This window comes from Staphylococcus ureilyticus, assembly GCF_025558845.1.
Taxonomy (GTDB): domain Bacteria; phylum Bacillota; class Bacilli; order Staphylococcales; family Staphylococcaceae; genus Staphylococcus; species Staphylococcus ureilyticus.
This window is the reverse complement of sequence record NZ_CP094825.1, coordinates 433,715-459,902: the sequence shown is the minus strand read 5'-3', so window position 1 is coordinate 459,902 and position 26,188 is coordinate 433,715. Positions and strand designations below refer to the sequence as shown.

General features: G+C 31.1%; 27 protein-coding genes and 1 pseudogene. 11 read left to right on the top strand and 17 right to left on the bottom strand.

The genetic code is table 11. The annotated features are described in order from the left end of the window. Positions 1–152 precede the first annotated feature (152 nt). On the bottom strand, positions 153–1,313 hold the full coding sequence (gene norA, locus MUA21_RS02155) for a multidrug efflux MFS transporter NorA (protein WP_046207372.1): 1,161 nt from the start codon (positions 1,311–1,313) through the stop codon (positions 153–155). Positions 1,314–1,518: 205 nt separating this feature from the next. Here norA and MUA21_RS02150 point away from each other — a divergent pair, with 205 nt between their 5' ends. From MUA21_RS02150 to MUA21_RS02140, 3 genes are all read left to right on the top strand, one after another. Further along, positions 1,519–1,938, top strand: a complete 420-nt coding sequence (locus MUA21_RS02150; RefSeq protein ID WP_064209540.1) for a PPC domain-containing DNA-binding protein — start codon at positions 1,519–1,521, stop codon at positions 1,936–1,938. A gap of 735 nt (positions 1,939–2,673) precedes the next feature. Further along, entirely contained in the window at positions 2,674–3,339 is a 666-nt protein-coding gene (locus tag MUA21_RS02145) for a DUF1361 domain-containing protein (protein WP_438873798.1), read from the top strand. Then, complete coding sequence (locus MUA21_RS02140; protein WP_070657624.1) at positions 3,336–3,611, top strand: hypothetical protein; 276 nt, start codon at positions 3,336–3,338, stop codon at positions 3,609–3,611. The genes MUA21_RS02145 and MUA21_RS02140 overlap by 4 nt, the downstream gene beginning before the upstream one ends. 76 nt (positions 3,612–3,687) lie before the next feature. Here the strand turns inward: MUA21_RS02140 and mdh are convergent, their stop codons facing one another. From mdh to MUA21_RS02115, 5 genes are all read right to left on the bottom strand, one after another. Beyond that, positions 3,688–4,626, bottom strand: coding sequence for a malate dehydrogenase (gene mdh / locus MUA21_RS02135; RefSeq protein ID WP_262561713.1), 939 nt, complete (start codon positions 4,624–4,626; stop codon positions 3,688–3,690). 239 nt (positions 4,627–4,865) lie between these two features. Next, positions 4,866–5,483: a DedA family protein gene (locus tag MUA21_RS02130; RefSeq protein WP_070039025.1), complete on the bottom strand. Its 618-nt coding sequence runs from the start codon at positions 5,481–5,483 to the stop codon at positions 4,866–4,868. A gap of 43 nt (positions 5,484–5,526) precedes the next feature. After that, entirely contained in the window at positions 5,527–5,826 is a 300-nt protein-coding gene (locus MUA21_RS02125; RefSeq protein ID WP_064209544.1) for a hypothetical protein, read from the bottom strand. Between the two features lie 25 nt (positions 5,827–5,851). Continuing rightward, positions 5,852–6,760, bottom strand: a complete 909-nt coding sequence (locus MUA21_RS02120) for an aldo/keto reductase (RefSeq protein ID WP_107525558.1) — start codon at positions 6,758–6,760, stop codon at positions 5,852–5,854. Positions 6,761–6,797: 37 nt separating this feature from the next. Next, a complete protein-coding gene (locus MUA21_RS02115; RefSeq protein WP_262561712.1) occupies positions 6,798–7,724 on the bottom strand; it encodes a CobW family GTP-binding protein in 927 nt (308 codons plus the stop codon). Between the two features lie 226 nt (positions 7,725–7,950). Here MUA21_RS02115 and mgrA point away from each other — a divergent pair, with 226 nt between their 5' ends. Continuing rightward, the gene (mgrA, locus tag MUA21_RS02110) at positions 7,951–8,394 is read left to right on the top strand and encodes a global transcriptional regulator MgrA (protein WP_046207364.1); all 444 of its coding nucleotides are present in this window, start codon (positions 7,951–7,953) and stop codon (positions 8,392–8,394) included. A gap of 242 nt (positions 8,395–8,636) precedes the next feature. On the opposite strand, the gene cydC is transcribed toward mgrA, so the two are convergent. Beyond that, positions 8,637–10,313, bottom strand: coding sequence for a thiol reductant ABC exporter subunit CydC (gene cydC / locus MUA21_RS02105; RefSeq protein WP_262562232.1), 1,677 nt, complete (start codon positions 10,311–10,313; stop codon positions 8,637–8,639). Further along, the gene (locus tag MUA21_RS02100) at positions 10,310–11,935 is read right to left on the bottom strand and encodes an ABC transporter ATP-binding protein/permease (RefSeq protein ID WP_262561711.1); all 1,626 of its coding nucleotides are present in this window, start codon (positions 11,933–11,935) and stop codon (positions 10,310–10,312) included. The genes cydC and MUA21_RS02100 overlap by 4 nt, the downstream gene beginning before the upstream one ends. A gap of 388 nt (positions 11,936–12,323) precedes the next feature. Here MUA21_RS02100 and MUA21_RS02095 point away from each other — a divergent pair, with 388 nt between their 5' ends. The 4 genes from MUA21_RS02095 (at position 12,324) to MUA21_RS02080 (ending at position 15,101) form a co-directional block, all read left to right on the top strand. Further along, positions 12,324–13,199 carry an undecaprenyl-diphosphate phosphatase gene (locus MUA21_RS02095; RefSeq protein WP_262561710.1) on the top strand — a complete coding sequence of 292 codons (876 nt, stop codon included), beginning with the start codon at positions 12,324–12,326 and terminating at the stop codon, positions 13,197–13,199. A gap of 160 nt (positions 13,200–13,359) precedes the next feature. Further along, positions 13,360–14,061 carry a hypothetical protein gene (locus tag MUA21_RS02090; protein ID WP_262561709.1) on the top strand — a complete coding sequence of 234 codons (702 nt, stop codon included), beginning with the start codon at positions 13,360–13,362 and terminating at the stop codon, positions 14,059–14,061. Positions 14,062–14,066: 5 nt separating this feature from the next. Further along, positions 14,067–14,531, top strand: coding sequence for a YaiI/YqxD family protein (locus tag MUA21_RS02085; protein WP_262561708.1), 465 nt, complete (start codon positions 14,067–14,069; stop codon positions 14,529–14,531). 3 nt (positions 14,532–14,534) lie between these two features. Next, complete coding sequence (locus MUA21_RS02080) at positions 14,535–15,101, top strand: LOG family protein (RefSeq protein ID WP_046207358.1); 567 nt, start codon at positions 14,535–14,537, stop codon at positions 15,099–15,101. A gap of 59 nt (positions 15,102–15,160) precedes the next feature. Here the strand turns inward: MUA21_RS02080 and MUA21_RS02075 are convergent, their stop codons facing one another. Then, positions 15,161–15,778, bottom strand: a complete 618-nt coding sequence (locus MUA21_RS02075; protein ID WP_107525562.1) for a LysE/ArgO family amino acid transporter — start codon at positions 15,776–15,778, stop codon at positions 15,161–15,163. 304 nt (positions 15,779–16,082) lie between these two features. Between MUA21_RS02075 and MUA21_RS02070 the strand changes: the two are divergent. Beyond that, positions 16,083–17,513: pseudogene (locus MUA21_RS02070) on the top strand (aminotransferase-like domain-containing protein). Between the two features lie 199 nt (positions 17,514–17,712). After that, positions 17,713–19,256, top strand: a protein-coding gene (locus MUA21_RS13305) for an IS3 family transposase (protein WP_437129139.1) whose coding sequence is annotated in 2 segments (ribosomal slippage) — positions 17,713–18,387 and positions 18,390–19,256 — 1,542 coding nt in all. Because the reading frame shifts where the segments join, the coding sequence is not laid out codon by codon here. 125 nt (positions 19,257–19,381) lie between these two features. Here the strand turns inward: MUA21_RS13305 and MUA21_RS02055 are convergent. The 4 genes from MUA21_RS02055 to MUA21_RS02040 form a co-directional block, all read right to left on the bottom strand. Then, a complete protein-coding gene (locus MUA21_RS02055; RefSeq protein WP_064209553.1) occupies positions 19,382–19,936 on the bottom strand; it encodes a GNAT family N-acetyltransferase in 555 nt (184 codons plus the stop codon). 94 nt (positions 19,937–20,030) lie between these two features. Then, complete coding sequence (locus MUA21_RS02050; protein WP_262561706.1) at positions 20,031–20,327, bottom strand: hypothetical protein; 297 nt, start codon at positions 20,325–20,327, stop codon at positions 20,031–20,033. A 251-nt stretch (positions 20,328–20,578) separates the two neighbouring features. Further along, positions 20,579–20,791: an SA0632 family lipoprotein gene (locus MUA21_RS02045; protein ID WP_107525563.1), complete on the bottom strand. Its 213-nt coding sequence runs from the start codon at positions 20,789–20,791 to the stop codon at positions 20,579–20,581. Between the two features lie 53 nt (positions 20,792–20,844). Further along, positions 20,845–21,306, bottom strand: a complete 462-nt coding sequence (locus tag MUA21_RS02040) for a GNAT family N-acetyltransferase (protein ID WP_107525564.1) — start codon at positions 21,304–21,306, stop codon at positions 20,845–20,847. 98 nt (positions 21,307–21,404) lie between these two features. Between MUA21_RS02040 and MUA21_RS02035 the strand changes: the two genes are divergently transcribed. Continuing rightward, positions 21,405–22,088, top strand: a complete 684-nt coding sequence (locus MUA21_RS02035; RefSeq protein WP_262562231.1) for a DUF1129 family protein — start codon at positions 21,405–21,407, stop codon at positions 22,086–22,088. 76 nt (positions 22,089–22,164) lie between these two features. On the opposite strand, the gene MUA21_RS02030 is transcribed toward MUA21_RS02035, so the two are convergent. From MUA21_RS02030 to MUA21_RS02015, 4 genes are all read right to left on the bottom strand, one after another. Further along, positions 22,165–23,325 (bottom strand): MFS transporter, encoded by a 1,161-nt coding sequence (locus MUA21_RS02030; RefSeq protein WP_046207351.1) that lies wholly within the window; start codon positions 23,323–23,325, stop codon positions 22,165–22,167. 158 nt (positions 23,326–23,483) lie between these two features. Beyond that, positions 23,484–23,972 carry a DUF456 domain-containing protein gene (locus MUA21_RS02025; protein WP_107525565.1) on the bottom strand — a complete coding sequence of 163 codons (489 nt, stop codon included), beginning with the start codon at positions 23,970–23,972 and terminating at the stop codon, positions 23,484–23,486. A 6-nt stretch (positions 23,973–23,978) separates the two neighbouring features. Next, positions 23,979–25,187 carry a sugar efflux transporter gene (locus MUA21_RS02020; protein ID WP_107525566.1) on the bottom strand — a complete coding sequence of 403 codons (1,209 nt, stop codon included), beginning with the start codon at positions 25,185–25,187 and terminating at the stop codon, positions 23,979–23,981. 88 nt (positions 25,188–25,275) lie between these two features. Then, positions 25,276–26,130 carry a LysR family transcriptional regulator gene (locus tag MUA21_RS02015; RefSeq protein ID WP_046207348.1) on the bottom strand — a complete coding sequence of 285 codons (855 nt, stop codon included), beginning with the start codon at positions 26,128–26,130 and terminating at the stop codon, positions 25,276–25,278. Between the last annotated feature and the right edge of the window lie 58 nt (positions 26,131–26,188).

The following is a 26,188-nucleotide window of genomic DNA, read 5'->3' as shown; positions in this document are numbered from 1 at the left end:
TTAAATTGGTAACTCCAATCTCATATCTTACTCCTTTAATATTAGTTTATTTGTGAGAAATCTAAATTATCTTTTATAGAATAGTGACTTATTTTCTCATGTCATATATAGCATTTCGTTTTAAGCATCGTAACTTGTCTGCGTTATTAATTTTATGATTTTTTTAGACGATTTCGAATTGATTTCTCAATAAATATTACTATCATACCAATAAACATTACTAATATTGCCATATAAAGTGGGAATTCAAAGTTAATATCGTATAATGTACCAGCTACTAATGGTCCTATAAAATTCCCCATGCTTGTGAAGGTCGAGTTTAATCCACCAGCAAATCCTTGGCGATTTCCAGCAATATTAGAAAAATAATTCGTAATTGCTGGTCGAATCATATCAAATCCAATAAATACTATAAAACTAATAATCATAATTGACCAGTAATTATGCATAAATGTCAACGCAAGTAATATAATTGCTGAATAAAGTAATGCATAAGTAATGAAAGTAAGTTCTTCAAAGTATTTCATAAACTTATCAAAGAAAAACACTTGGAATATCGCACCAAAAATGCCTCCACCAGTAATTGCAAAGGAGATATCTATAGGTGAATAGTGTGCTTTATCGGCTGTATATAAAGGGAATAATGTTTCGAACGCCGACAAACCAAATGCGAGTACAAGTGTTAAAATGACTGGAGTGAGAAACACTTTCCAATTTATTTTAGACAATAATTCAGGTTGATAATGTGTAAAACCATCTTGCGTTTCGTTTTTTGGATTTTTAATTAAAGTGATAGATAATATAAGTGCTATCACACCACTAGTACCAGCCACATAAAACGGTAATCTATGTGAAACTTCTGCTAGTAATCCACCTAAACCAGGCCCTAAAATGAAACCTGAATTAATGATTGCAGACATATAACCAAAATTCTTCGCTTTATCTCTTCCGATAGAAATATCAGCAATCATCCCTGTAACACCAGGCATAACCATTCCAGCACTAAACCCACCTAATATTCTAGAAACGATTAGTAGAGAAAACGTGTGGCTTGCGGCAAATAAGAATTCTGAAATCGCAAAAAGTGCAAGCCCAATACAAATAATTAATTTTTTACCTAATTTATCTGCAAGCGTACCACCAAATGGTGAAATAATCATTTGTGCGAGTGCAAAGACCGCAACAAGAATTCCTAGGTCACTACCTTTTAAACCTAAATCTTTTAAGTATACGGGTAACACTGGTACAACCAAACCGATACCTAAAAAGACTAAAAAGATATTAAAATATAAAATATAAAATTGTTTATTCACGTTTCTCACTCCATTCTTATACACATTTTTTAATCATCTTGTTTTGAATCGTTAATTTAGAGGAATGCACAATATTAGAACATTCTATAACATTTTCTTATAGAAAAACAATAGAAAAACTTACATTTTCAAACACTATTATACATCTCATAAATAATTAATTGTATAATGATATTAACGTATTAATTTGAATGGAGGTTTTCAAATGGTATATCAAGTAGATGGCAATACTATCGTATTAGTTCTAGAACAAGGTGAAGATATTATTGAAGCTGTAACGGATCTTGCTCGTGAGCAAAACGGTAAATTTGGAACAGTTAGTGGTATTGGAGCTTGTGACGACGTAGAATTAAATTTCTATAATTTAGAAACTAAAACCTATGAAAAAAAGGAAATTAAAGAACCTTTAGAATTAATTAGCCTGTTAGGTAATATTTCTCATATTGATGAAAAGCCGTTTGCACATTTACATGCAACTTTTGGTACTAACCAATATGAAACATTAAGCGGTCATTTAACAAAAGCAGTTGTATCTGCTACTGCAGAAATCGTCATTACAATGACAAACCTAGATATAAATCGTAAACACAATGCAGACATAGGCTTGAATTTATTAGACTTGTAAATTGTTGGTGTCCATTTAACAATAATGAATCATTAGTCCATAAAAACATTTACTGTGTTTAACTTCAAAAAATACAATTTATATATAGGCCAGGAATTATTTGTATACATTTAAACTATCTTAGTCAAAACACATGAACGTTATTTGCTCTTGCTAAAGCATAAACGTTAATTTCTATTGAAATTAACGTTTTTTCTGTATATACATTCTTTTAATATTGCCAACTAGCACACTTCAATTATTTTTGTACTAACATTTATCGATTACCATTTTGAAACGTCTTGACGCTCTGAGTTTGAATTTGTGAGAAATTACAACTCCAAATCATACTAATAAGCTTTAAAAGTAAACAACTTCATCGCTCAAAAACGGAAAATTTAAAAATAATGTATATTAACTCAAATGCTTTATATTTACTTTGTTTTGAAAATAGCTATTTATGTATAACTTGTTTTTATTTTTAAAACGTTTTCAATAGGTTCGAATTATGTTTATAATTGAAATTTTCGTTTATAAATTGTATTATGAAAAATCACATTCGTAATTTTATATTGCTGTTCCCTTGATATTGAGCTTTTTGAGGGGATTTTTATTTGCTATTTAAAAATTAAACTGCTTGTCATTTACTAAACATTAACTAAACTTAATCAATGAGAATATTAAAAATACATTTTCAAACAAAATCGTATTTTTAACATTAGCTAAAACTGTACCCCTAAAAATAATTATATGAACATGTGTGTTTATCACATATATAAATCTAAAAGGAAAGTAGGTGTAAGTATCGCCCCACGTTACATTGCTAGAACAATATTTTTAATTTTAATAATTATATCTATTTTCTTTAACCAATTTTATCAATTTATGACACTCAATCTATTTTTAGCATATATTCCATTTGAATTGTGCTTACTATTAAATTTATTTAAACCGAAATATAAATATGAATGGCCATTATTTATCGTTTTTGTACTTATATTTTTATGCATGGTACCCAATACACTATATATGGTTACTGATTTAATACATTTAAATCAATTTACTTTTAATTTTTATCAAGGGCTAATCATCGTTGAATGGATGTATTTTACTTTTTTAGTTGCCGGTGTCTTATTAGCCTTATATTTATTAATTTTAATGTTTGTAGAAATGGAAAATTTTACAACGCATCGTTGGTTCAATAGAACTATTATATTAATAATGATGTTTTTAAATGGCTTAGGTATTTATATCGGACGGTTCTTGCGTTTGCATTCTGTTTATATTATAAATGAACCACTTCGAATTTACAGAGAAGTCATCAATCATTTAGATTTTGATGCTTTCCTATTTGTCATATTACTTGTATTGCTTCAAGTTTTAATTTATACATTTGCGAAAGGAGTACAACATACAAAATGACTTTTAATATTTTAATTTTACTTATTGTACTCATCGTATTTCAGCTAATTATTGGACATTTACTCCATGACATAGGATTTTCATACACAAAAAGCATTCTACTCATGTGTTTACCACTAGGTATCGGTTTATTTTATTTGCAATTATTTTATTACGAACGTAAATATCCTGATTGGCATGTTTCTATTAAAACAAAGTTAAGGTTAAAGTATATGTATATTTTAACTTTTCTTGAGTACGTTGCGGTGTATATTTGTATTTTCAGGATGTAATCACAAATTTAATTATATAACGAAACACCCACAGCAGACTTATTAGCCATGTTGTGGGTGTTTCTTTTTAAAAAAGTTATTTATTTTTTAGCGATTGTTTTACTTGTTGAACAGCATTTGCTGAAATTTGTAATTGTTTTAATTCTTCAGCAGAAAGCTCGAGTTCTAAGATACGTTCTATACCATTTTCTCCTAATATTGTAGGGACACCTAAGCAAATATCAGAAAAACCATATTCATTCTCTAAATATGCTATAGAGGGTAATAAGCGTTGTTGATCTTTTAAAATTGCTTCCAACATCGTATACACTGCTGAAGCTGGCGCATAATAGGCAGAACCAGTACCTAATAATTCTACTATTTCAGCACCACCTTTTCGAGTACGTTCAATAATTTGGCTAATAGTAGTTTCATCTAATAATTTAGTCAATGGTACACCATTAACATTTGTAGCATTAACTAACGGAAGCATGGTATCTCCATGACCACCTAGTACTAATCCTTTAATATCTTTAATCGAAACGCCTAAAGCTTCCGCTATAAATGTCTGATATCTTGCAGTATCTAAAATACCCGACTGTCCAAGAACGCGTTCTTTAGAGAAACCTGATGCTTTTAAGACCGAATAGGTCATTGCGTCAACCGGATTAGTGAGCACTATTATTTTACATTCAGGAGAATATTTAACAATTTCTTTTGTGACATCTTCCATTACTTGTTCATTTATTTTAACCAAATCATCTCTGCTCATTCCAGGCTTGCGTGGCACCCCAGCAGTAATCACAACAATATCCGAGTCTTTTGTATCTGCATAGTCTACTGAGCCTGAAACATTTACATCAAAGCCATAAATTGGACTACTTTGTAATATATCCAGTGTTTTACCTTTAACCTGTCCTTCATTTTTAGGTTGATCAATTAATACAACATCTGCTAATTCATGTTTAGCTATAATAAAAGCTAATGTAGATCCTGTATTGCCAGCACCTATAATAGAAACCTTTTGTTTTGTCATAATATCATCCCCTTATAATGATAGATAAGTGAATTGTCTTAGTATGCTTGAATTACATTTCTCAATTTATTGCGTTAGTGAGACTTATGCATGAATCTCAATCCTAGTCAACTTTGACAAAGTGTGCACATACAATCAATTTGAATAAATTTAAGTGCTATCTCACACCATAAGATGTTAATAAGCAAACCATTCTTTAGTAGCTACTAAAATATTGTTCGAATTCGCAAAGCTTATGCTTAATTTTGCTTATGCTTTCGTTGACGTTTCAACCACTTCCAAATAATAAAAATAACTAAAATAATAAGTACGATATAAATCATTTTAGAGTAAATATCCATATAGTGCACAATCACATGCCAATTGCTACCAACTGTTTGTCCTAAATAAATTAAAACGATATTCCAAATCAATGTACCAATTGTTGTAAATAATAAAAACAAAGGCATATTCATGCGTGTTAAACCAGCAGGAATTGAAATTAAACTTCTTAAAAGAGGTACAAATCTACAGAAAAATATCGTCCAATAACCGTATCGCTCGAACCAATGCAGTGTTTTATCTAAATCACTTCTTTTTACTCGTATTATTTTTCCATAACGATCTACAATTTTATATAAATTTCTTTCTCCTATCCAAGCACCTATGCCATAAAGAGCAATCGCTCCAACAATAGATCCTACAGTTGATGTAAGTGTTACACCAATAAAACTCAAGTTTGAGTGTGTGGTCATAAAACCACCAAACGTTAAGATGATTTCAGAAGGTATAGGAGGGAAGATATTTTCTAAAAATATCAGAAAAGCAATTCCCCAGTAACCAAATTGTTCCATAAAATGAGTGATCCATTGCTCCATGTATGCCCTCCTACTACTAATTTATATCAAGTAATATTGTACATTATAGTAAATTATTTGATTTAGCATATAAATACATCGTCATTCCAAATAGTGCTAATGACATTAAGGTTAAGATAATTGCTAAGACCATCACACGTTTATAATGCTTTATAAATGCCACAAACAATATCCCACCATTGTATAAAAAGAACAAACCAAACAATGCCATCATGACATTTATGTCAGGATATATTATGTTTAATAAAGCAATTACTATTGCAAAACCTAAAAAAGGAAAGTTAATAAAATTGCGTTGAAATCTAAACTGATCTCTATGATGTTGTTCATTCTGAATACTCATGTTCTACGCTCCTTCTAATTATAATCTAAGGAATATCATGACCTAAGGAAGCTGTATAAATATCAAACCATTCTTGGTCAGTTAACGTTATTGTCATACCTTGTAATGCTTCATCAATACGATTAATCTTTTGCGTGCCTAACACCGGCATAATTGACGCTGGATGTTTTTTTAACCAAGACATTATAATTGCAGTTGTCGTAACGTTATACTTTTGTGCCAATGGAGATATAATCGCAGTGATTCTTGCTGATTTTTCGTCTTCAAGATCAAACAGTTTCCCTCCAGCCAACGGACTCCATGACATAATTTTAACATCATCTTTGTACATATAGTTAATGGTTCCATCTTCAATCGCATCTAATGTATAAGGAGAAACTTCTAATTGATTTAAAGTAATATGTAATTTATCACAAACTAAGCATTCACTTAATAAATCATACTGAGATTTGTTAAAATTTGACACACCGAACGATTTGATTTTCCCTTCTTTAACTAAAGATTTAACAGCTTCAGTGATTTCGTGAGGATCCATTAACGGAGATGGTCTATGAATCAATAATGAATCTAACTGTTCTACTTGCAATTGTTTAAGCGAACGTTCCACAGTTTCTCTGATATGTTTTTTACTGTGATCGTATCGATGTCCATTTGCTGTCGCCAAATGCTCTGATGGCAATACAATGCCACATTTAGAAACGATTTCAAGATGCTCCCGTAGATTAGGTGATAATTTAAGCGCTTCTCCAAAAATCCCTTCACAACTATAATCACCGTATATATCTGCATGATCCATTGTAGTAATTCCACGCTCGACTAATTCATTAATATAGTAATTTAATTGTTGTGGTGTCCAATCCCAATCTTTTGCTCTCCAAAACCCTTGTATTACATTTGAAAAGGATACATGTTGGTTAATTTTCACTCTTTCCATAATGAATCAAACCCCTTCTTCAGTATATTAATTTAAATTAGGTAAATTGTAGCATATCTAATTGATTTCGTAGTTGATTTATATCTAATTGTTCACCAATCATAACAATCGTTAAGGGTACTTCTTTATCAATCGTTTGATAATCTGGTAATCCAAACGCATATTGAAATTCATAAATAGCGTTGGGCATATCTTTAAATTTTACATATCCCTTTAATCTTAGAACATTATCTGGCAACCGTAAAATAAATTGATAAAATAATTGTCTATGAATAGGTCCTGAAAAATGATAATGTAGACGATTTATCCCATGATGATGTACATGGTTATTTATATTCATTTGGTTTTCATTTTCAACCAGAGCAATTTGATTCATATCCATATCTGCATATGTAGTAAAATATTTGGATGCTGTTGGATTAATTTTGCGGATTGCTTCATCAAGCTCATGTGTATGATTATCAATGAGATCCATTTTGTTCATCACTATGTCATGGCATACAGATAATTGTTCTTCCATCAATTGAATTGTATGGTTTGTATATTGAAAACGATTTAAGAAGCGAGGCCCATCCACCAAGCCTACTACTGTAGGTTGAGCGACCTGTTCAATAATTTCAGGATCCTGGCATGCTGCAATAATTTCAATTGGATGTGCTAAACCTGTCGCCTCAATTATTATATGGCGCATTGCACTTTTGCTTAGAAAATGTTTTAATTGTTTTATTAAATCTAGTTGCAAATCACAACATACGCAACCATTTAATATTGACGCAACCTCAATATCATCGCTAATAGCATAGCTATCTATATCTAAATTACCGTATTCGTTTACGATTACACTTGGGTTTTCATTGTTTTTTTGTAAATATTTTACATATTTACTAAGAAAAGTTGTTTTACCACTCCCTAAAAATCCTGTGATAATCGTAATTCGGGTTTTTTGATTGTTAATATTTTTCATATACTCACTCATTTCATAAATAAAAATGTTTGCGTAAAACTTTAATTATTCTTATAATTAACCTTTCACTTGATAAAATGTTGACTTTCTTCTAAACTTTATACATACTTTATTTTAGCATGGCACAGTGTGAAAGTATGCTTGAGGAAGTGTTACACAACAATAGACGGATTCAAATCCGATAACAGAAAGAACAAAACGGATAGAATGTCTGGAGGAGAACTTTATGTCTGAACCACTTAATTTAAAGGATCAATTATGTTTCAGTTTGTATAATGCTCAAAGACAAGTAAATCGCTACTACTCTAACAATGTCTTTAAAAAATACAAATTGACATATCCACAGTTTTTAGTTTTAACAATCTTATGGGCTGACTCACCTGTTAATGTAAAAAAAGTCGTAACTGAATTAGCACTTGATACAGGTACTGTATCTCCATTACTAAAAAGAATGGAGCAAGTTGATTTAATTAAACGTGAACGTTCTGAAGTAGATCAACGTGAAGTGTTTATCCACTTAACAGATAAAAGTGAAGCAATTCGACCTGAATTGGACACAGCATGTCAAGATGTGGCAGTTGCATCTTCACTTAGCGCAGAAGAAAACAAAGAACTAAATCGATTACTTTCAAAAGTAATTAATGCCTTTACAGAAGAAAAAGCAAAATAATGCTAAATTCTAAATGTTAAGGTTAAACACTATGAAATTGATTAATTAAATATATTGATTTAAAGCTAGAGTTTAGGACATTATTGATTTGTCCTAGGCTCTAGTTTATTTTAAAGCCCCACTTCCCAACTTGTTGGGTTAGTGGGGCTTATGCATGAGCTACAGCTCAGGTTTTCGCTTTAAATCTTTAACATTATCCATTTACAAATCAAGTACTTATATTGCTGTCTTTTATTAAAAAGTCACACTTGATTTAACGTGACCATTTGATATAAATAGCCTTTATTTGATAGTAACGATTGGTAATCTCCTTGTTCTATGATTTTACCGTCAACCATAACCACGATTTTATCAAATTTTGGTAGTAATCGTAAATCATGTGTTGCCACGATTAGTGTTTGAGATTGCTTGTGAATTTCATCCATCACATGATTCGTATGATAAATATCTAACGCTGTTGTAGGCTCGTCCAACACCCAAATCGGAGCTTCTTTCAATAATAATCTTGCAATACCCATTCGTTGAATCTCACCGCCAGACAGTGTATTACCTGAAAGTGTGATGTGTCTATCTAATTCAATGTGCGATAAACCTAGTGTATCAAAAACTTCTTTGATTACTGCATCATCTTTATCAGTGAATAAATTATCACGTACTGTACCATCAAATAACTGTTGTGACTGTAACAGAGCATTAATCGAACTGTATTTATTTGAATCTAAAAGGGTTGTAATATCTTGATTATTTATTAAAACCACACCATTTTCACTTTGATAAAGTCCCAATATTAACTGTAATAAGGTACTCTTACCTGAGCCAGAAGGTCCAATAATTGCTACATGTTCACCTTCATGCACCCGTAATTTCAATTCTTTTAAAGTGTAATTCGATTGATTCCAATATTTAAAATCAACATTTTTAACTTCTACGAAAGGTTGATGCACATCACTTTCTAGTGATAGTGGTTGATTGCCTTGTTGCATTGGGTGAGCAATAACTTCATTAATATTGCTCAATGCTTCATCCGTCTCGGCTTTATAATAAGCCACATTACTCATAGGGATTGCTTGTTCGAATAATGTTAACATCATCAAAACAATACTTGTTAAGTAAACAACATCTAATTGTTGATTTTGCACTTGTATAACACCTAAATATAAAGTTGCAAATAAAGCAATCATTGAAACCAGATTCAAACTATATTCATACAATGATAAGAATCGTTGCTCTTTTGCTTGTGCTTGTTCATACTGATTCAATTGATTTAACACCCGATGTTGATAATATGCTGTTTGGTCAAATCTTGCAAGTTCTTGATACCCTTCTTTATAATCGTAAAATTGATTTAAAAATTGGTCTTGTACACGATTAACATCTCTTTTTAATAATTGTGCTTTTTTCGTGCTTAACCAAGGGATTAAAACCAATGTTATCAACATACTTAAAAAGATGATAATTGCATGAACAAATGAAAAATAAAACGTCACAACCATTGCAATCATTGCCGTTAAACCAATGACTACTGGCGGATAATAAACTCTTAAATAAATATTTTGTAGTGCTTCTACGCTACCAACCATGCGCCCAAGTAAATCACTTGATTTAAATTTTCTATACACATCTGGCACGACAGGTATAATATGTTTGAAGAATTGTACTCTCACATTTCTCAACATAGTAAATGTGGCTCTGTGAGACAGCAATCTTTCAATATATCTTGCAACAGCACGTATAAACCCAAACATTTTAACAGAAACAATTAAAACCATTAATGCAAACAATGGTGCCCCTAATGCACTTTGCGTCACCATATAACCACTCAAGAAAAACATGCTTAATGCAGTTAAACTGCCCAATATACCTACAATAATAGATAAAACCAAATCTTTATCTACCTTAAATTGAATACGTGGTCTCAACAAAAGCCACCACCTTTATACGCATTTTGCTCGATTACTTTTATAGCTTCAACGGAACCTTCATTAATTTTTATACGTCTATCTGCATTTTTTATTGTATGTTCTCTATGTGCGATAGTGATGATCGTCGTATTTTCAAACTTTCTGTTTATCACAGATTGAATGACATGCTCAGTTTGTACATCTAATCCCGTTGCAGGCTCATCGAATATCAGTACATCAGGTTGTAATAATAATAACCGTGACAGTTCAGTTCTTCGCATCTGCCCTCCAGATAGCATCTCTCCACCTTCACCAATCCAAGTATCAATACCATTTTCTAACGCATTGACAACATGTTTTAAGTTAACATCGTCAAGCACTTCTAAAATTTTATCTTTTTCAATTTTTTGGAACATCGTCATATTATCTCTTATAGATGCATTAAAAATATAGGGATGCTGACTCAAAAAACCAATTTTTAACTGTTGTTTATAAATAACAGAACCATATTGTGGTTTAAAATGTTGTACTATAACTTGAGCTAAAGTAGATTTTCCAGCTCCACTTTTTCCAATTAATGCAATATGTTCCCCTTCATAAATACTAATGTTGATATCTTGCAAAGCATGTTGCTGTGCATCATTGTATTTATAATACACATGCTCAAGTTGTATTAATGGCTTTTGATAACTATTCGTTTGCACTTGTGGTTTCACATAACCTTCTTGTCGATCTAATAAATCGAAGACAACATCACTTGAGCCTTCACTTTGCTTTCCAGTATGAAAAGATTGACCTAAATCTTTAATAGCATTATAAAATTCCGGTGCTAATATAATTGCTATGGCTGCAGTTTTAAAATCTATACTATTAAATAATATTAATCCTAACCCCGCTTCTAAAGCAACAAGGCCAATTCCAAGCATACTGATAAACTCTAACATCAAACCTGATAAAAAAGCACTTCTTAAAATACGCATTGTTAAATTTCGAAAAGTCGTACTTTCTTCATATAAAGATTGTTCTGTAGCTTCTGTTTTATTAAATAGTTTGAGAGTAATCAAACCCTTTATTTTATTTAAAAATTGTTGACTAAATTGATTTAAATAAGTCATTTTATCTTTAGACTCATCACGTGTTTTCAACCCAAAAATGATATAAAACATTGGTATAAATGGTGCTGTAACAATCATGATTAAAGCCGTGTTTAAATGTATGAAACACATTGCAATAATGATAAATAGTGGTATCATCATAGACTTAAAAACTTGAGGAAAGTAACTATTAAAGAATGGTGCTATACCATCTATATTTTCAGTCAATGTATTAATTTGAACACCAATAGGTTCTGAAGATTTATTTAAAATCAATTGACGTCGTAAATCATATTTAACGCGAGAAGACATACGATTACCTATCATTTGATTTATTGTGTTAAATGTCGCTCTTGCTAATAAAACAATTAATGTCACTAGTAGTAAAATTAACAAATCTTGATGTGTATGACGTAACATTGCATTTAAAATTTCTGCAATAGCAATGTTCTGAATGACTACAGTAATCGCTAATATTGTACTGATTACAAACATTAATATCGGATAAATTTTATATTTCATCGCTAAACTTGTTAATCTTTTCACAAATATCACCTGGTTCATATTATAAATGGAATGTATTAAAATGAAATGAATTGGCTCAAAAATTAATACATTTTTATTTACTTAATTCATATTTTTGCCATAATTATAATCAAATGATTGAATGCTTAAAATTCAAAAGTAAAAAACAAACTTTTCATAATTATATAATTAATAAATTATAAATAAAAATTCGCAAAAAGAAGTTTGGCTTTCTGAATAAAATTTACAATTATTTTATCTTTTAGCTCGTTTAACTGAAGTAAGTACTTTTTCTCTCAGTCTTTAGTCCAAAATCTTATTTATCTATGGCACTTTATAATTTTAATGTGCTATTATTATAAAATGAAAATGAATAAACTATAATCCATATTATGAAAGTAGGTTAATTATGATATTGCTTGAATTGATAAAAGGAATCATTCTAGGAATTGTCGAAGGATTAACTGAGTTTGCACCTGTATCTTCTACTGGACATATGATTCTTGTAGATGATATGTGGTTAAAATCAACTCAATTTTTAGGTTCAGAATCTGCGTTTACCTTTAAAATTGTAATTCAACTCGGTTCTGTATTCGCAGGTGCCTGGGTATTCCGTGAACGTTATTTTGAAATGTTACATATAGGGAAATATAGATCTGAACCTATCGATGGCATCGGTCAAAAACCTAAACGCTTAAACTTACTACATATTATCGTTGGTATGATTCCAGCAGGTATACTTGGTTTAATGTTTGATGATGTTATTGAAAAATATTTATTTAGTGTCCCAACAGTCATGATTGGATTATTTATCGGTGCAATATATATGATTATTGCAGATATATACAGTAAAAAAGTTACGAATCCACAAACTGTAGACCAAATTAATTATTTCCAAGCTTTTGTAATTGGTTTATCCCAAGCTATCGCTATGTGGCCTGGTTTCAGTAGATCTGGTTCTACAATTTCTACAGGTGTGCTCATGAAAATGAACCATAAATCTGCTTCTGATTTCACATTTATTATGGCAGTTCCTGTAATGTTAGCAGCAAGTGGTTTATCTCTAGTCAAAAACTTTGAATATATTCATTTAAATCACATCGGTTTTTACTTCCTAGGGTTTATCACAGCATTTATCGTTGGTTTAGTTGCCATTAAAACATTCTTATTCTTAATTAGTAAAATAAAATTGATTCCATTTGCTATTTATAGAATTGTATTAGTCATTATTATTGCAATCCTTTACTTTGGTTTTGGTATAGGTCAGGGAATCAGTGGACAATAAAACGGTTAGAGGCTGAGACAAGTAATTTGTCCAGCCTCTTCTTAAATTTCATGTCCAAAATTGCAGAAATAATTTCCATGAAAGTACGTGTATTTACCGTTTATTATGATGTATTATGGGGTAATAAGTAGATAGTATAAAATTATTGGAGGCAACGAGTATGGACAAAAAGCAATTAATTAAAACAATCATCACAGTAGCGCCTGTGTTTTTAGTACCGTTAATCGTTGAACGTAAACGTATTAAAGATCATCCAGATGTTAAAAAAGCTAGTGATGCAACTGCTAAAGCTTCAAAAACCGTAGCAAATAAATCTGTTCAAATTAAGGATACAGTAGTAGATAAATCTGCAAATGCAAAAGATTATGTTATTGATAAAAAACATAATATGGATCAAAAACGTGAATTAAAACGTATTGCTAAAGAACATGATCCTGCTTACATTGAGAAAAAAGGCGAAAAACTTGAAAAAGAAAATCGTAAAGAAGCAAACAAAATGAAAAAGAAATTACAAAAAAATATAGAAAAACGCCACAATGAAGAAGAAAAAAAACGTCAAGATAATCAAAAACAACGCATTCAATCTATGAAAAAATCTAATAAACATATGGAAAAAGTTGGCATGACACCAGGAAAATTAGACAAAGAGACAGAACAAAAAGGCGAAAAGCTAGAAAAAGAAAACCGCAAAGAAATAAATAAATTCAATAAAAAATTACAAAAAAATATTGATAAACGTCATAAAGAAGAAGACAAAGCTCGCGAAAAAAATAAAAAAGACCGTTTAGCGGAGTTCAAAAAATACAAAAATTATGTTGCTAAAAGCATTGTAAAGCAAAACAATGAAGAAAAAGGTAAATAATTATTATGACTCAAGTCATCATTGATGGAGATGCTTGTCCTGTTACCAATTCTGTTGTTGAATTGACAAAAGGGACAAGCATCTTTGTTACCATTGTCCGAAGCTTTAGTCATTTTTCTTCAAAAATGCAACCTGATCACGTCAATGTCATTTATGTTGATGATGGCCCGGATGCAGTCGACTATAAAATTGTTAAAATCACGCGATCAGAAGATATTGTAATAAGACAGGATTATGGACTTGCAAGTTTATTATTAAACAAAGCTAAAGTTGTGATGCACCATAAAGGATTTATATTTGATCAAAATAATATCAACACTTTGTTAGAACAACGACATGCGAGTGCACAATTTCGAAAAAGTGGCGGGCGCACTAAAGGCCCATCTGCTTTTACAACAGATGACATTGCGATATTTGAACAAAAATTTTTGTCTATAATTAATGATGTGTCATTATTTACGGAGGAATAGAATATGAAAAAAATTGCTGTTTATTGCGGTGCTAGTAAAGGTAAAGATGAATCTTACATGAAACAAGCTTACCAATTAGGCACTTATATGGCTAAACATAACTATGAATTAGTATTTGGTGCTGGTTCTGTTGGTATTATGGGAGCTATTCAAGATGGCGTATTAGATCACGGAGGTAGTGCTATTGGCGTGATGCCAAATATGTTAAATGAACGAGAAATTACTAGTACAAGACTAAGCGAACTCATTTTAGTTGATTCTATGCATGAAAGAAAAAACAAAATGGCAGAATTAGCAGATGCGTTTGTCATGGCTCCAGGAGGCGCTGGTTCTTTAGAAGAATTCTTTGAAATGTATAGTTGGTCGCAAATCGGTATTCATGAAAAACCAATCGCTATCTATAATATCAACGGCTTTTTTGAGCCTTTGCAAACATTGATTGACCATATGATTCATGAAGGCTTTATCGATAAAAAATATCAATCGCTGGCACCACTGTGTAACAATCCTGAAGCACTGTTCGAAGCGATTCATAACTATGAACCATTAGGTATTAGAAGTTACGACTAAATTTTAAAAGCAGAGATATGTGTGCACTACAAATGCCACTACCTCTGCTTTTCTTATGCTTAAAATAGTATTGCCAGTAATTGTTTTAATATTATTAATGCAACAATCACAATAATTATTGCTGAAAATTTATTTAATATTAAAATATATTTGCCTCTTTTATCAATATTACCTACGACTTTACCTGCAATTGCCAAAAATATAAACCAGATCCAAGAAACAGCAATTGTCGTGATTGTAAAAAACATTTTATCCACGCCTTCATATATTGCTGCATTCGTTCCTATAACACCAATAGTATCCATAATTGCATGAGGATTTAATAATGAGACTGACATGGCAAATCCAATTTGCTTTCGCGCGGACATTGAATGATAACGTTCAAGCGTTTGTGGTTTTTCATGCCATAATGACCAGGCCATGTAACTAAGAAAGATAAAGCCGACACAATAAATTACGATTTGTAACATCGGTAGTGATAGTAATAAGACTGACACCCCTAATACAGCTAATACTATTAATAATGTATCACATAACCCTGCAGCTATAATTACTGGTATAGTCTTAATTAATTGTTTTTGGTTTGCTCCTTGGTTAAATACAAATACATTTTGTGCGCCTAAAGGTAAGATTAAACCCAAAGCTAAAAACAAACCATGAATCATTGGTTGCAACATATTATCTCCTCTTTCTTCAAAACTAAATTATCATTAAACCGTACCAGTTTTCACTCAAAGTTAACTAAGACAAAATATGATATTCATAATACATAATCATTATTTATCGTTATGTATTTATTGACACATGATACGTGTGTAGTCAATAAATGAATGAATCTTATACACTAACCATAAGCTTTAAATATTCAAATATGAGTTACGACCATTTTTCTATATATAATCATGATACAATATATTTAATTGATTTTTACCAACCAGTTATAATTTTAAAAACCCACCAATTACTTAAAGGAGATTTAGCATGTTCATGCCAAAATATAAAGCAATTATTGATGATATACTTTCGAAGATTAAAAATGGTGATTTAGAAACAGGTATGAAATTACCTTCTCAGAGAAATTGGGCAGCTCAATATCGCGTCAATCGTTCAACTATTATTCAGTCCTTAGAAACACTACAAAGTTATGGAATTTTAGAAAGCAAAGCACGCAAAGGGTTATACGTTTCAAAAAGTAATTGGAATACTTATATTAATCATAATATGAATTGGCATGACTACATTAAAAATAGCGCTTCTAAAAATAATCAATACTTTATACAACGAATTAACGAATTAGTATTCGATGCGCATATCTTACGTTTAAGTACTGGTGAACTCAGTCCACAATTAATCCCAAACAAGCAATTTCAAGATATTTTTTCAAAACAAACGACTACTGCACTTAAAACTAATTATGAACACCCCTTAGGTAATTTAAATTTAAGAAAAGCAATTGTAAATCATGTTAAAAAATTGGGGATTGAATGTGATGAAGCAAACATTTGCGTCACTTCAGGTGCATTGCAAGGATTAAAACTCATCGCTGATGGTTTACTGATTCCAAATTCAAAGATAATTATAGAAACGCCCTCATATATAAATTCTGTGCATACATGGCATAACATTCGAGCAGATCTTAGGTTTTTGACAATATCTAAAATCAAACAACAAATTAACACTATTTTCAATGCTAAAACACTATATAAAAATAGCATTTTGTATTGTATACCGACTTTACATAACCCTACACAACACGCATATACGCAAACAGAAAAATATAAATTATTTCAACAATGCCAACAAACAGGAATCCCTATAGTAGAAGATGACGTTTATGGCGACTTGTGGTTCTAAGGAGATCGTCCTCAACCTTTAAAGTCATTAGAAGAGAATGATAATATCCTATATATTAGTAGTTTATCTAATACAGTAAGCCCTGGTTTAAGGGTAGGATGGATTATAGGTAAACCATCAGTTGTTATGCACTTAGCGAATTTGAAATTGCAAAATGATTATGGTGCCAGTTCATTATCACAATTTATCGCAACTGAATGGCTAAATAACCCTTTATACCATGAGCAACATTTAAATTATTTAAAACAAGCACTTATAGAGAGACGTGATAAATTTTTAGCATCTTTAAATCAACATTTTCAAGATTTAGGTACTTGGTCCATACCTAAAGGTTCTTATTATATTTGGTTCAAATTAAATGTACCAATAAACATGAAAAAACTGTTCGATTTAGCGATACAAAATCAAATTTTAATTAATCCAGGCGAAATTTATGATAAAAACGCACAATATCATATAAGATTTTCTTATTCCTATATAAACATTGAAGATATAGAATTTGCATTACAAAAATTAAGCCAACTTATTAAAAAACTAACATCAAGCAAAACACTTTAAAACACAGTCACCATACCGCTTTTATGTCATGCTGACGCCTAGGGAAATGATATGAATGAGAGACTAATGGCTTGAATCACATTCCCAGGCAGGCATGGACGATACAAAATCATAGTAAACAAAAAGACTAATCCATATATTTGATATGCTCCCTTCAAAGTAGACACTTAAAAATGTAAACTTTGAAGGGAGTTTTTTTATGACTCATAGAAAATTATCACCTGAAACTTATCAAAAAGCTTTCAGCTTATATGAAGAAGGATATAGTATGAAAAATGTAATTCAAAAATTAAATTTAAATTGTTCTCCTAGAACATTATTGATTAACTATTATAAATTTAAGAAGCATGGAATAAAGGTGCTTTTACCAATTCAGAGAAATAATACCTACTCAAATGAATTTAAGCTTAAAGTTGTGCACGAATATATAAATGATGGCCTATCTTTAACTGATTTAGTAGTTAAATATAATATCCCCACTACTTCAACTGTAAACAAATGGATTTCAAAGTATTTATCGGGTAAAATATTAAAAACATATTCTCCAAAACCCGAGGTGTATCAATTGAAATATAAATCATTAACATTTGAAGATCGTGTGGAAATCGTTGATTATTATATGAATCATGGTCAATCGTATAAGACAACAGCAAATCATTTTAACATCAATTATAGCCAAGTATATAACTGGGTAAAAAAGTACAACTTGCATGGGTATGATGGGCTTAAAGATGGACGTGGAAAAGGGAAACCCCAGTCTGTATTAACACCTGAAGAGGCATTAAAAGCTGAAATTAAGATACTTAAAGAGAAAAATAAATTTCTTCAAATGGAAAATGACGTTTTAAAAAAGGAAGAAGAAATAGAAAGGAAGTTGATGAAACAGGCATCAGACAAAAAGCATCATACCAAACGGTAAAAGCATTTAAAAACCTTTATCCGATAGCTTGGTTATGTTCAGTATTAAAGATATCACGTTCAAGTTACTATAAATGGTTACATCGCAAACCATCAAATAAAGAAATTGAAAACCAAAAATTGATCAAAGATATCGTTGATATCTACAATAAATACAAAGGCATATATGGATATCGTCGTATATACATATATTTAAGACTTAAACTACATCAAAAAGTAAATCATAAACGTGTCTATAGATTGATGAATCAACTTAATCTAAAATCTACTATCCGCCCTAAAAGAAAACGATATATTAAAACAACACCTGAAATTACAGCACATAATATATTAAATAGAAAATTTGAAGAACAAATCCCAAATAAAAAATGGTTAACTGACGTTACAGAATTCAAACTCAGCAATGGTAAAAAACTTTACTTAAGTGCTATTTATGACTTAGGCAGCAAACAGATTATCAGTCATAAATTAAGTACCTCAAATAACAATAAATTTGTATTAGATACGCTCAAAAAAGCAGTCAAACTTGTGCCGAATACCGAAGGTATACTCTTGCATAGCGACAGAGGATATCAATATACAAGCAGATTATTTAAAGTTACGTTAGAGCAACTTGGTATAAAACAAAGTATGTCACGACCAGGATGTTGCATAGATAATGGACCTATGGAAGGTGTATGGGGAACTATTAAAAGTGAATTGTTTAGAGGAAGAAAAAAAGTGATTTTTAAAGACAAGGCTACAGCAATAAAAGCAATTAATTCATATATAGAATTTTTTAATCAAGAAAGAATAACATTAAAAATGGCTACCCTTATATCGTAAATATAAGGTAGCCATAAACATTTTGTTTTTTTCACTGTCTACTTGACAGGGTGCAGTTCATATTAAAAATTGGATTAGTCTTTTTCATATGAATAGGATTTATACCACATTACTTATTTACAATTTTATTTTGCTTGTTTTGTTAAATCTTTATAATATCTAACATGTCTTTTAAGTGGATGATACTTACTTAATTCTGGATATTCAAAGAAATCATATAGTTTCATACCTATTTTTTCCATAACCTTACGTGAAGGTTCATTATTTTCTGAAGTAAATGCATAGACCTCGTTAATCCCCTGCTGTTTTGCATATTCGAGTACCGCTTCTGCACCTTCAGTAGCGAAACCATTCCCCCACACTTCGGGGATCAAACGCCAACCGATTTCATAGAATGGTAGCTCATCAAACGTATACTTGCTGGCTTTAGGTACATAGTTCAATCCGATAAAACCAAGCCATCCATTTGTTTCTTTTAATTCAACAGCAAAAAGGCCTATATCATGATTGATAATAATATCATTCATCTTTTTCATATCATGTTCTGAACGTCGAAAACTTAATAAACTTGGAAAATATCTACGGACTTGGTGATTCGCGTTCATCTGCTGAAATGGAAGTAAATCTTCTGCTTGCCAGTCCCGTAACCTTAAACGCTCAGTTTCTATATAAACTGTCATACTGTTACACCTCTAAACTGGAAATTAAATTTCTATAGAAAATAACGCGTTATGATTATTCTCATACCGCGCTATCACATGGATTAAACATTGCTTATGTTCTTGAAATATAGCTAATCAATTCAACGTTTACAGCTACTTCTTTCAACCGACCACGTTCACTTTTGGGCGCCGTAAATGTTGCATCTATGAAATCATTTTTATGATTTAATTTGTAAGTAGCTACAAATGTATCTGTATCAGATTCAAAATTGGGTAAATGTGCAATAACACGTTTAATTTCACCAGTCGAATCTTTGATTTCTCTACCAGTAATACTTTCAATTTCTCTACCTAATTCTGGGAGCGTAATTGAACGCCCTTCTAATAATACAAAATCTTTTTCATGCATCGTTATTCCCTCTTTCTCCTAATGAAAAATGATTATTTATAAACTGCGTATAATAAATGATTCATTATAAAGTCACACTTAATATAAAGTAATACTAAGCAACTGACTCATAATTTCAAATCTATTTTTTAGAAACTTTTTATATTCATTACGTTAATGATACCCATTATAACAATTTGTAAAACGATAGTACAATAATTTCCTGGGAAATATTGCATGAAATCCATTTGTAACGCAATTAGTATAGAAGCTTATGTTTCAGCATTAACATCTTTTTCTAAATTCTTCGACTTATCTTTCAGTTTATCTTTCTCTTTTTCTAAGTCTTCTTTTTGTTTTTTCAAATCTTTATTTTGTTTTTCTAATTTATCAATATCTTTCTCTAACGTTGCTTTTTCATCTTTTTTCCCACATGCAGTCAATAAGACAGTGGATGCTAGTATGAGTGCTAAACATTTCTTCATGTAAGAACTCCTTTTGTTAATTTCATAATAATAATATAATTTTATCATTATTTTTACTCATCTTCATTATTTATTCTTAATCTTTTATTCATAGTCACCGTACTTATATAGTATCCAAGTTTAAAATTCAAATTTTTCATGGCGTGGTTGTGATTGACTACCGTGCTTTCAATTTCTGAAGCACCCCTACTATATGCCCATATTTCAACCTCTTTTTTTAATGCTTTCGCGATACCTTGATTTCGATTGTCTTCCGAAACATACATCATTTCAATAATAACTTTTTGATATTGCTTTAGATATCTTGCCCAAATAAAAGCAATCATTTGTTGGTCTTGTATTTCGGTAATCACAACATCAGTATTGGCTATTAATCCATTTTCAATCATTTCTTTACGTAATGCAACAGAAATAGTAGTGTTTTGATAATGCTCATACTGTTGGTTAAGTTGTCGTTCATGAATTTCCGCAATTTCATTTAAATATTGTTGATGTGATTGTTTTAAATACTCCATTATTACTCCTTTGAAAGTGTTATTGATTTATAATACTATTTTCGTCATAATTAGCATTATAAATATATTTTATATATAAGAAGGAATGCCAAATGCCAATGAAATCTACTGATAAATTAATGCGTGAAAACAATGTGAAAGCATTGCGCTTAAATAATACAGACAGAGATACGTTTGAAAACTACATGACTTATGTCAGAGCTGATTTGAGTGTCAACCCACATGATTCTGAAAAAATGTTAAACCGTGTTTTAAATCAGTTATTAGAAGCTGAAAAGGATGGCACATTAGCAATGGAATTCTTTGATCACGATCCTAAAGCCCATGCCAAAAGAGAACTTAGACGTTTACCAAATGAAACAATAAGAAACATTTTCAAATACATTATGCGTCATATTATGCTTTTTGTGGGTATTTTTTGTTTTCTCAAAGGGTTTGCTGGTTTTTTTATTGGTGCAAAACGACTATATTTATATACTTTCCCGCTTACTTTAATCGTAGGTATTGCTATCATATTTTTCTTTATTTGGATGTTATTTAAAACTGTACAAATACGTTGTTTTAATACATCACACTTATCTTGGTTATTAACATATCTCGTTTTACTTTTATCTGTATGTGGAATATTTTATGTCTTTTTCATTCCAAAGATGTTTGTAACTGTAGGCCCTTATTTATTAATTAGCAATTGGACTTTTATTATCATTTCATTTATATTCATTCCAATCGCATTATATATCGATCATCATTTTACTAATAAAAACACCAATGCTTCATTATAAATACTATTAAAAAACACGTTAGCACAAGCTTCTAAAATTCGAGAAGTGGCTGACGTGTTTTTAGTTTATGTTTCACCTATGTTGTTATATTTTCTTTCTTTTCTATTGCAATATTAATAAATAAGAAAATAAGACCAATCACTGTTAGTATCGGCGCAATTAAACTTAACGATGCAACTGGTAAATTTGTTACCACGACACCTCCGATAAATGCACCCAAAGCATTACCTAAATTAAATGCTGATTGGTTAAGTGTACTCGCAAGTGTTGGTGCATCTTGTGAAATTAATGTACTTTTATATTGTAGCGACGGACTCATACTGAAACCGATGAGACCGAAAAAGAAAATACCTGCTACCATTAATAATCCATTCATTTGCACAAAGTATAATAAAATGAAATATAAAATAAATACACTAAATATTATTTTTAATGCCTTATTTAAATTCCAATCTGCAAGCTTTCCACCTACAACATTACCTAATGTGACCCCAATACCAAATATAATCAATAAATATGAGATTAAATTTTCTTGTACATGTGACACATCAATGAGCACTGTTGATATATAAGTAAAGTAAGCAAATACACTACTAAATCCGAATAATGTAACAGCTAAGGTTAACCATAAACGCTTTTCTTTTAAAATTTTCAGTTCATTTAATACAGATGATTTAACTGTTTCTTTTTTCATCGGTACAAATATGATAATACCTATTAATGCTAAAGCTCCGATGACTGATATAATAATAAATGTCATTGGCCAACCAAAGTTTTGTCCGATTAAAGTTCCAAACGGCACGCCTAAAATATTACTCATGCTTAAGCCCATAAACATTAATGCCATCGCACTCGCACGCTTTTCTGGCTTAACCATACTCGCTGCTAATATTGAACCTATACCAAAAAATGAACCGTGAGCTAATGAAGTAATAATTCGACTCGTCATCATAAAGCCATAATTCGGGCTAAATGAGGCTGCAATATTTCCTACAATAAATATCGCCATTAATGCCAACAATAAATATTTTCTGTTCCATTTAATTGTTAACATCACAATGATAGGCCCACCGATAGCTACACCTAAAGCATAACCTGTAATCAGTTGCCCTGCTTGGCTTACACTGACATCAAAATCTCTAGCAATGTTTGGCAATAATCCCATAATTACAAACTCTGTCATTCCGATTGCAAAAGCACCGATTGCAAGCATCCATATAGCAATTGGATATTTCATTTAAGACTCCCTTCCTTTTCCGCTTTTTAACACATGTGAGTGATTATACTAAAGTAGTAATTACGAAAACAAGAAGATTGCTTAAATTTCACTTTATTTATGCTATAAGTGTGCTCACCATGATTGTACACCGTTTGTAATATCTTTCATCACATTGATTAATTGATTAATAATGCATCTATAAAAAACCAAACAACCATAATAATCATTATTATCGTTTGAGCGATGGAACTTGCTAAAAACGCAATTACTGAACCAAAACTTGCCTTTAAAGCTTTAGAAAAATTCGGCTCTTGTATAAATTCAACTACTAACACAGCTATAAATGGAATAATAATTATTCCAAATGGTGGAAAGACAAAACAGCCTACAATAACACCAATCAACGCTGCATACTCACTTAATTTTGATCCGCCGAACTTGCTGACAAAATATTTATTCATAATGAAATCTGCAATAATGATAAATATTGTGAACAATGCCATCGATACATAAAATATCCAAGACAGATGATGATTGTCAAAGCCGAATTGATAAATTAAGAAACCAATCCATAATACTAGTACTGACGGTATGATTGGCTTTATTAAACCAATAAACGCTAAAATAAATGATGCTATAATGCATAACCATAAAATCAATGTCATTTCTATCTACTCCATACTTTCTTCTGTAAATTTTTGTTCTTTTGTAAAATATATTAAAATCATACCTAAAAAAATTGAACCTGCAGAAACAAAGAACACATTACCTAAGCCTACCCAGTGACTCATTACACCACCGAGAAGATTACCACATAATTGTCCGATAACCATCGCATTCGCAAATAATGTAGATGCATAACCAGGAAAATCAGGTAAAATATCTTGGAAATAACTAATCCCTAATCCAAGTAAAATAGCTAGAAAAATAGCTAGAAACACCTGTCCTATTATCATCATGATCAGACTATTAAATACGCCTATACTAAAATAAAATAATCCTCCGAATAATCCCCCAAGTATCAATAGCGTACGTGTCGACAATTTAGCAGATAAAATGCCTAATATGACCATGAAAGGTACTTCAAGTCCTGCACAAATACTAGCTAGCACACCTACTCGACTTTCTGGTTCTTTCAAAAAGTTCGTCACATACAATGGCATATTCAACGTGTACATCCATTGTCCTATATGTAATAAAATAAAAGCTAAAAAGGGTACAAATAAGACCTTGTCACGCAACATATTAGGTGCCGCCGCTTCAACATGTGTACTATCTGCTACTGGGCGCTTTGTTTGAATATCTTTAAAGAAAAAAACTTGTAATAATAGTGTGAATAATATGATTGTTATCGTTCCGCCAAATAAACCCGCATATCCTTTAAAACTGAGTAACAATGCACCAATAAGTGGACCGAACAAGAAACCAAATGAAAACATTGAACGTAATACAGCGTTAGCAAATTTCGCTCTATCCTTTGATGTAGAAGTATTGATTGATTCTCTTGCTGACGCATACATTTGAGGCATGGCTGGGGCAAAACAACCTTGAAAAATGGCATACATTACTATAAAAACCCAGATTTCATGAATGTAAAAATAAATTGAAAAGCTGACTGCCCCCATAAAAAGTGCAGTAATAATAATTGTCTTTCTGTTGATACTATGTGTATCAGAAAAGCGTGCTACAATTGTATTCATTGTAAATTGGCTAATTGCAGCTAATGCTAATAGCAACCCATATTGGCTAGAAGTCATACCTAAATCATTTGTAGCAAATAATACCAGATACGGTACAGTAATGGCGATGCCCATACCTAACATCATCATATTAACGACAAATAATTTGTAATTTTTTATATGTAACAATTCACTAAACATTTAGCGTCCTCTATTCCTATTAAATTCATATAACTCTTCATAAAGTTATATTTATCAATGAACCAAAATATTCAATTATCTAAAATTGTTATTCCACGTATTCCATTATTAAATTAATAAATGAATCAACTTGCGGCAACTGTAACATGCTTGGATCATAGCTCAAATAAGTAGAACGAATCAGCGGTTTATCGTCTATATCTACGCGTTGAAACGCAAACTGTTCCCTATCTAAGTGTTTCATCATGATTTCCGGCAATATGGTCACGCCAACGCCATTTAATAACATTTCTTTACATGTCGCCACTTGATCAACCGTAATCATCGCATGATAATCTTGACCAATTTGGCTGCCATACCATTCTTTAATTTGATTAATGTATATAGGATCAGCCTGAAATTCGATAAACGGCATCTTTTCTACTTCATCATTACGATTTTTAGGATGTATAAAATAATGTTCGTCATTAAATAAATGCGTGTTGCTTAAATTCATCATTTTATTCCCACGAATAATCATCACATGGTAATCTCTATGATTAGCTTTAATTTGTTCACTCGACCCTACTTGAACTTGGATTTCTACATTTGGAAATTGTCGTGTATACAAATTCAATACTACCGGCAACAACGTTTGCCCTATTAAGGATGAACAACCAATAGAAATCGTACCATTTACTTCACCGATATGTGCTTGCATCTTATCTAAAAACAGACGCTCTCTATTCAACATATCACGTGCATGTTCAATAATCATCATGCCTTCAGTCGTCGTTATTAATTGTTTTTTTGTACGAATGAATATGTCGACGCCAAATGCATTTTCTATCGCTTTTAATCGTTGTGTTACTGCTGGTTGAGAGATGTATAAAATTTCCGCTGCTTTTCTGAGCGTTTTCGTCTCATCTAATGTAGTTAACAAGCGATAATCGTCAATCTTCATAATTATCCCCCTATTTTTTACAAATACTAAATATCTTTATTTATGGTGGCCTTACTTT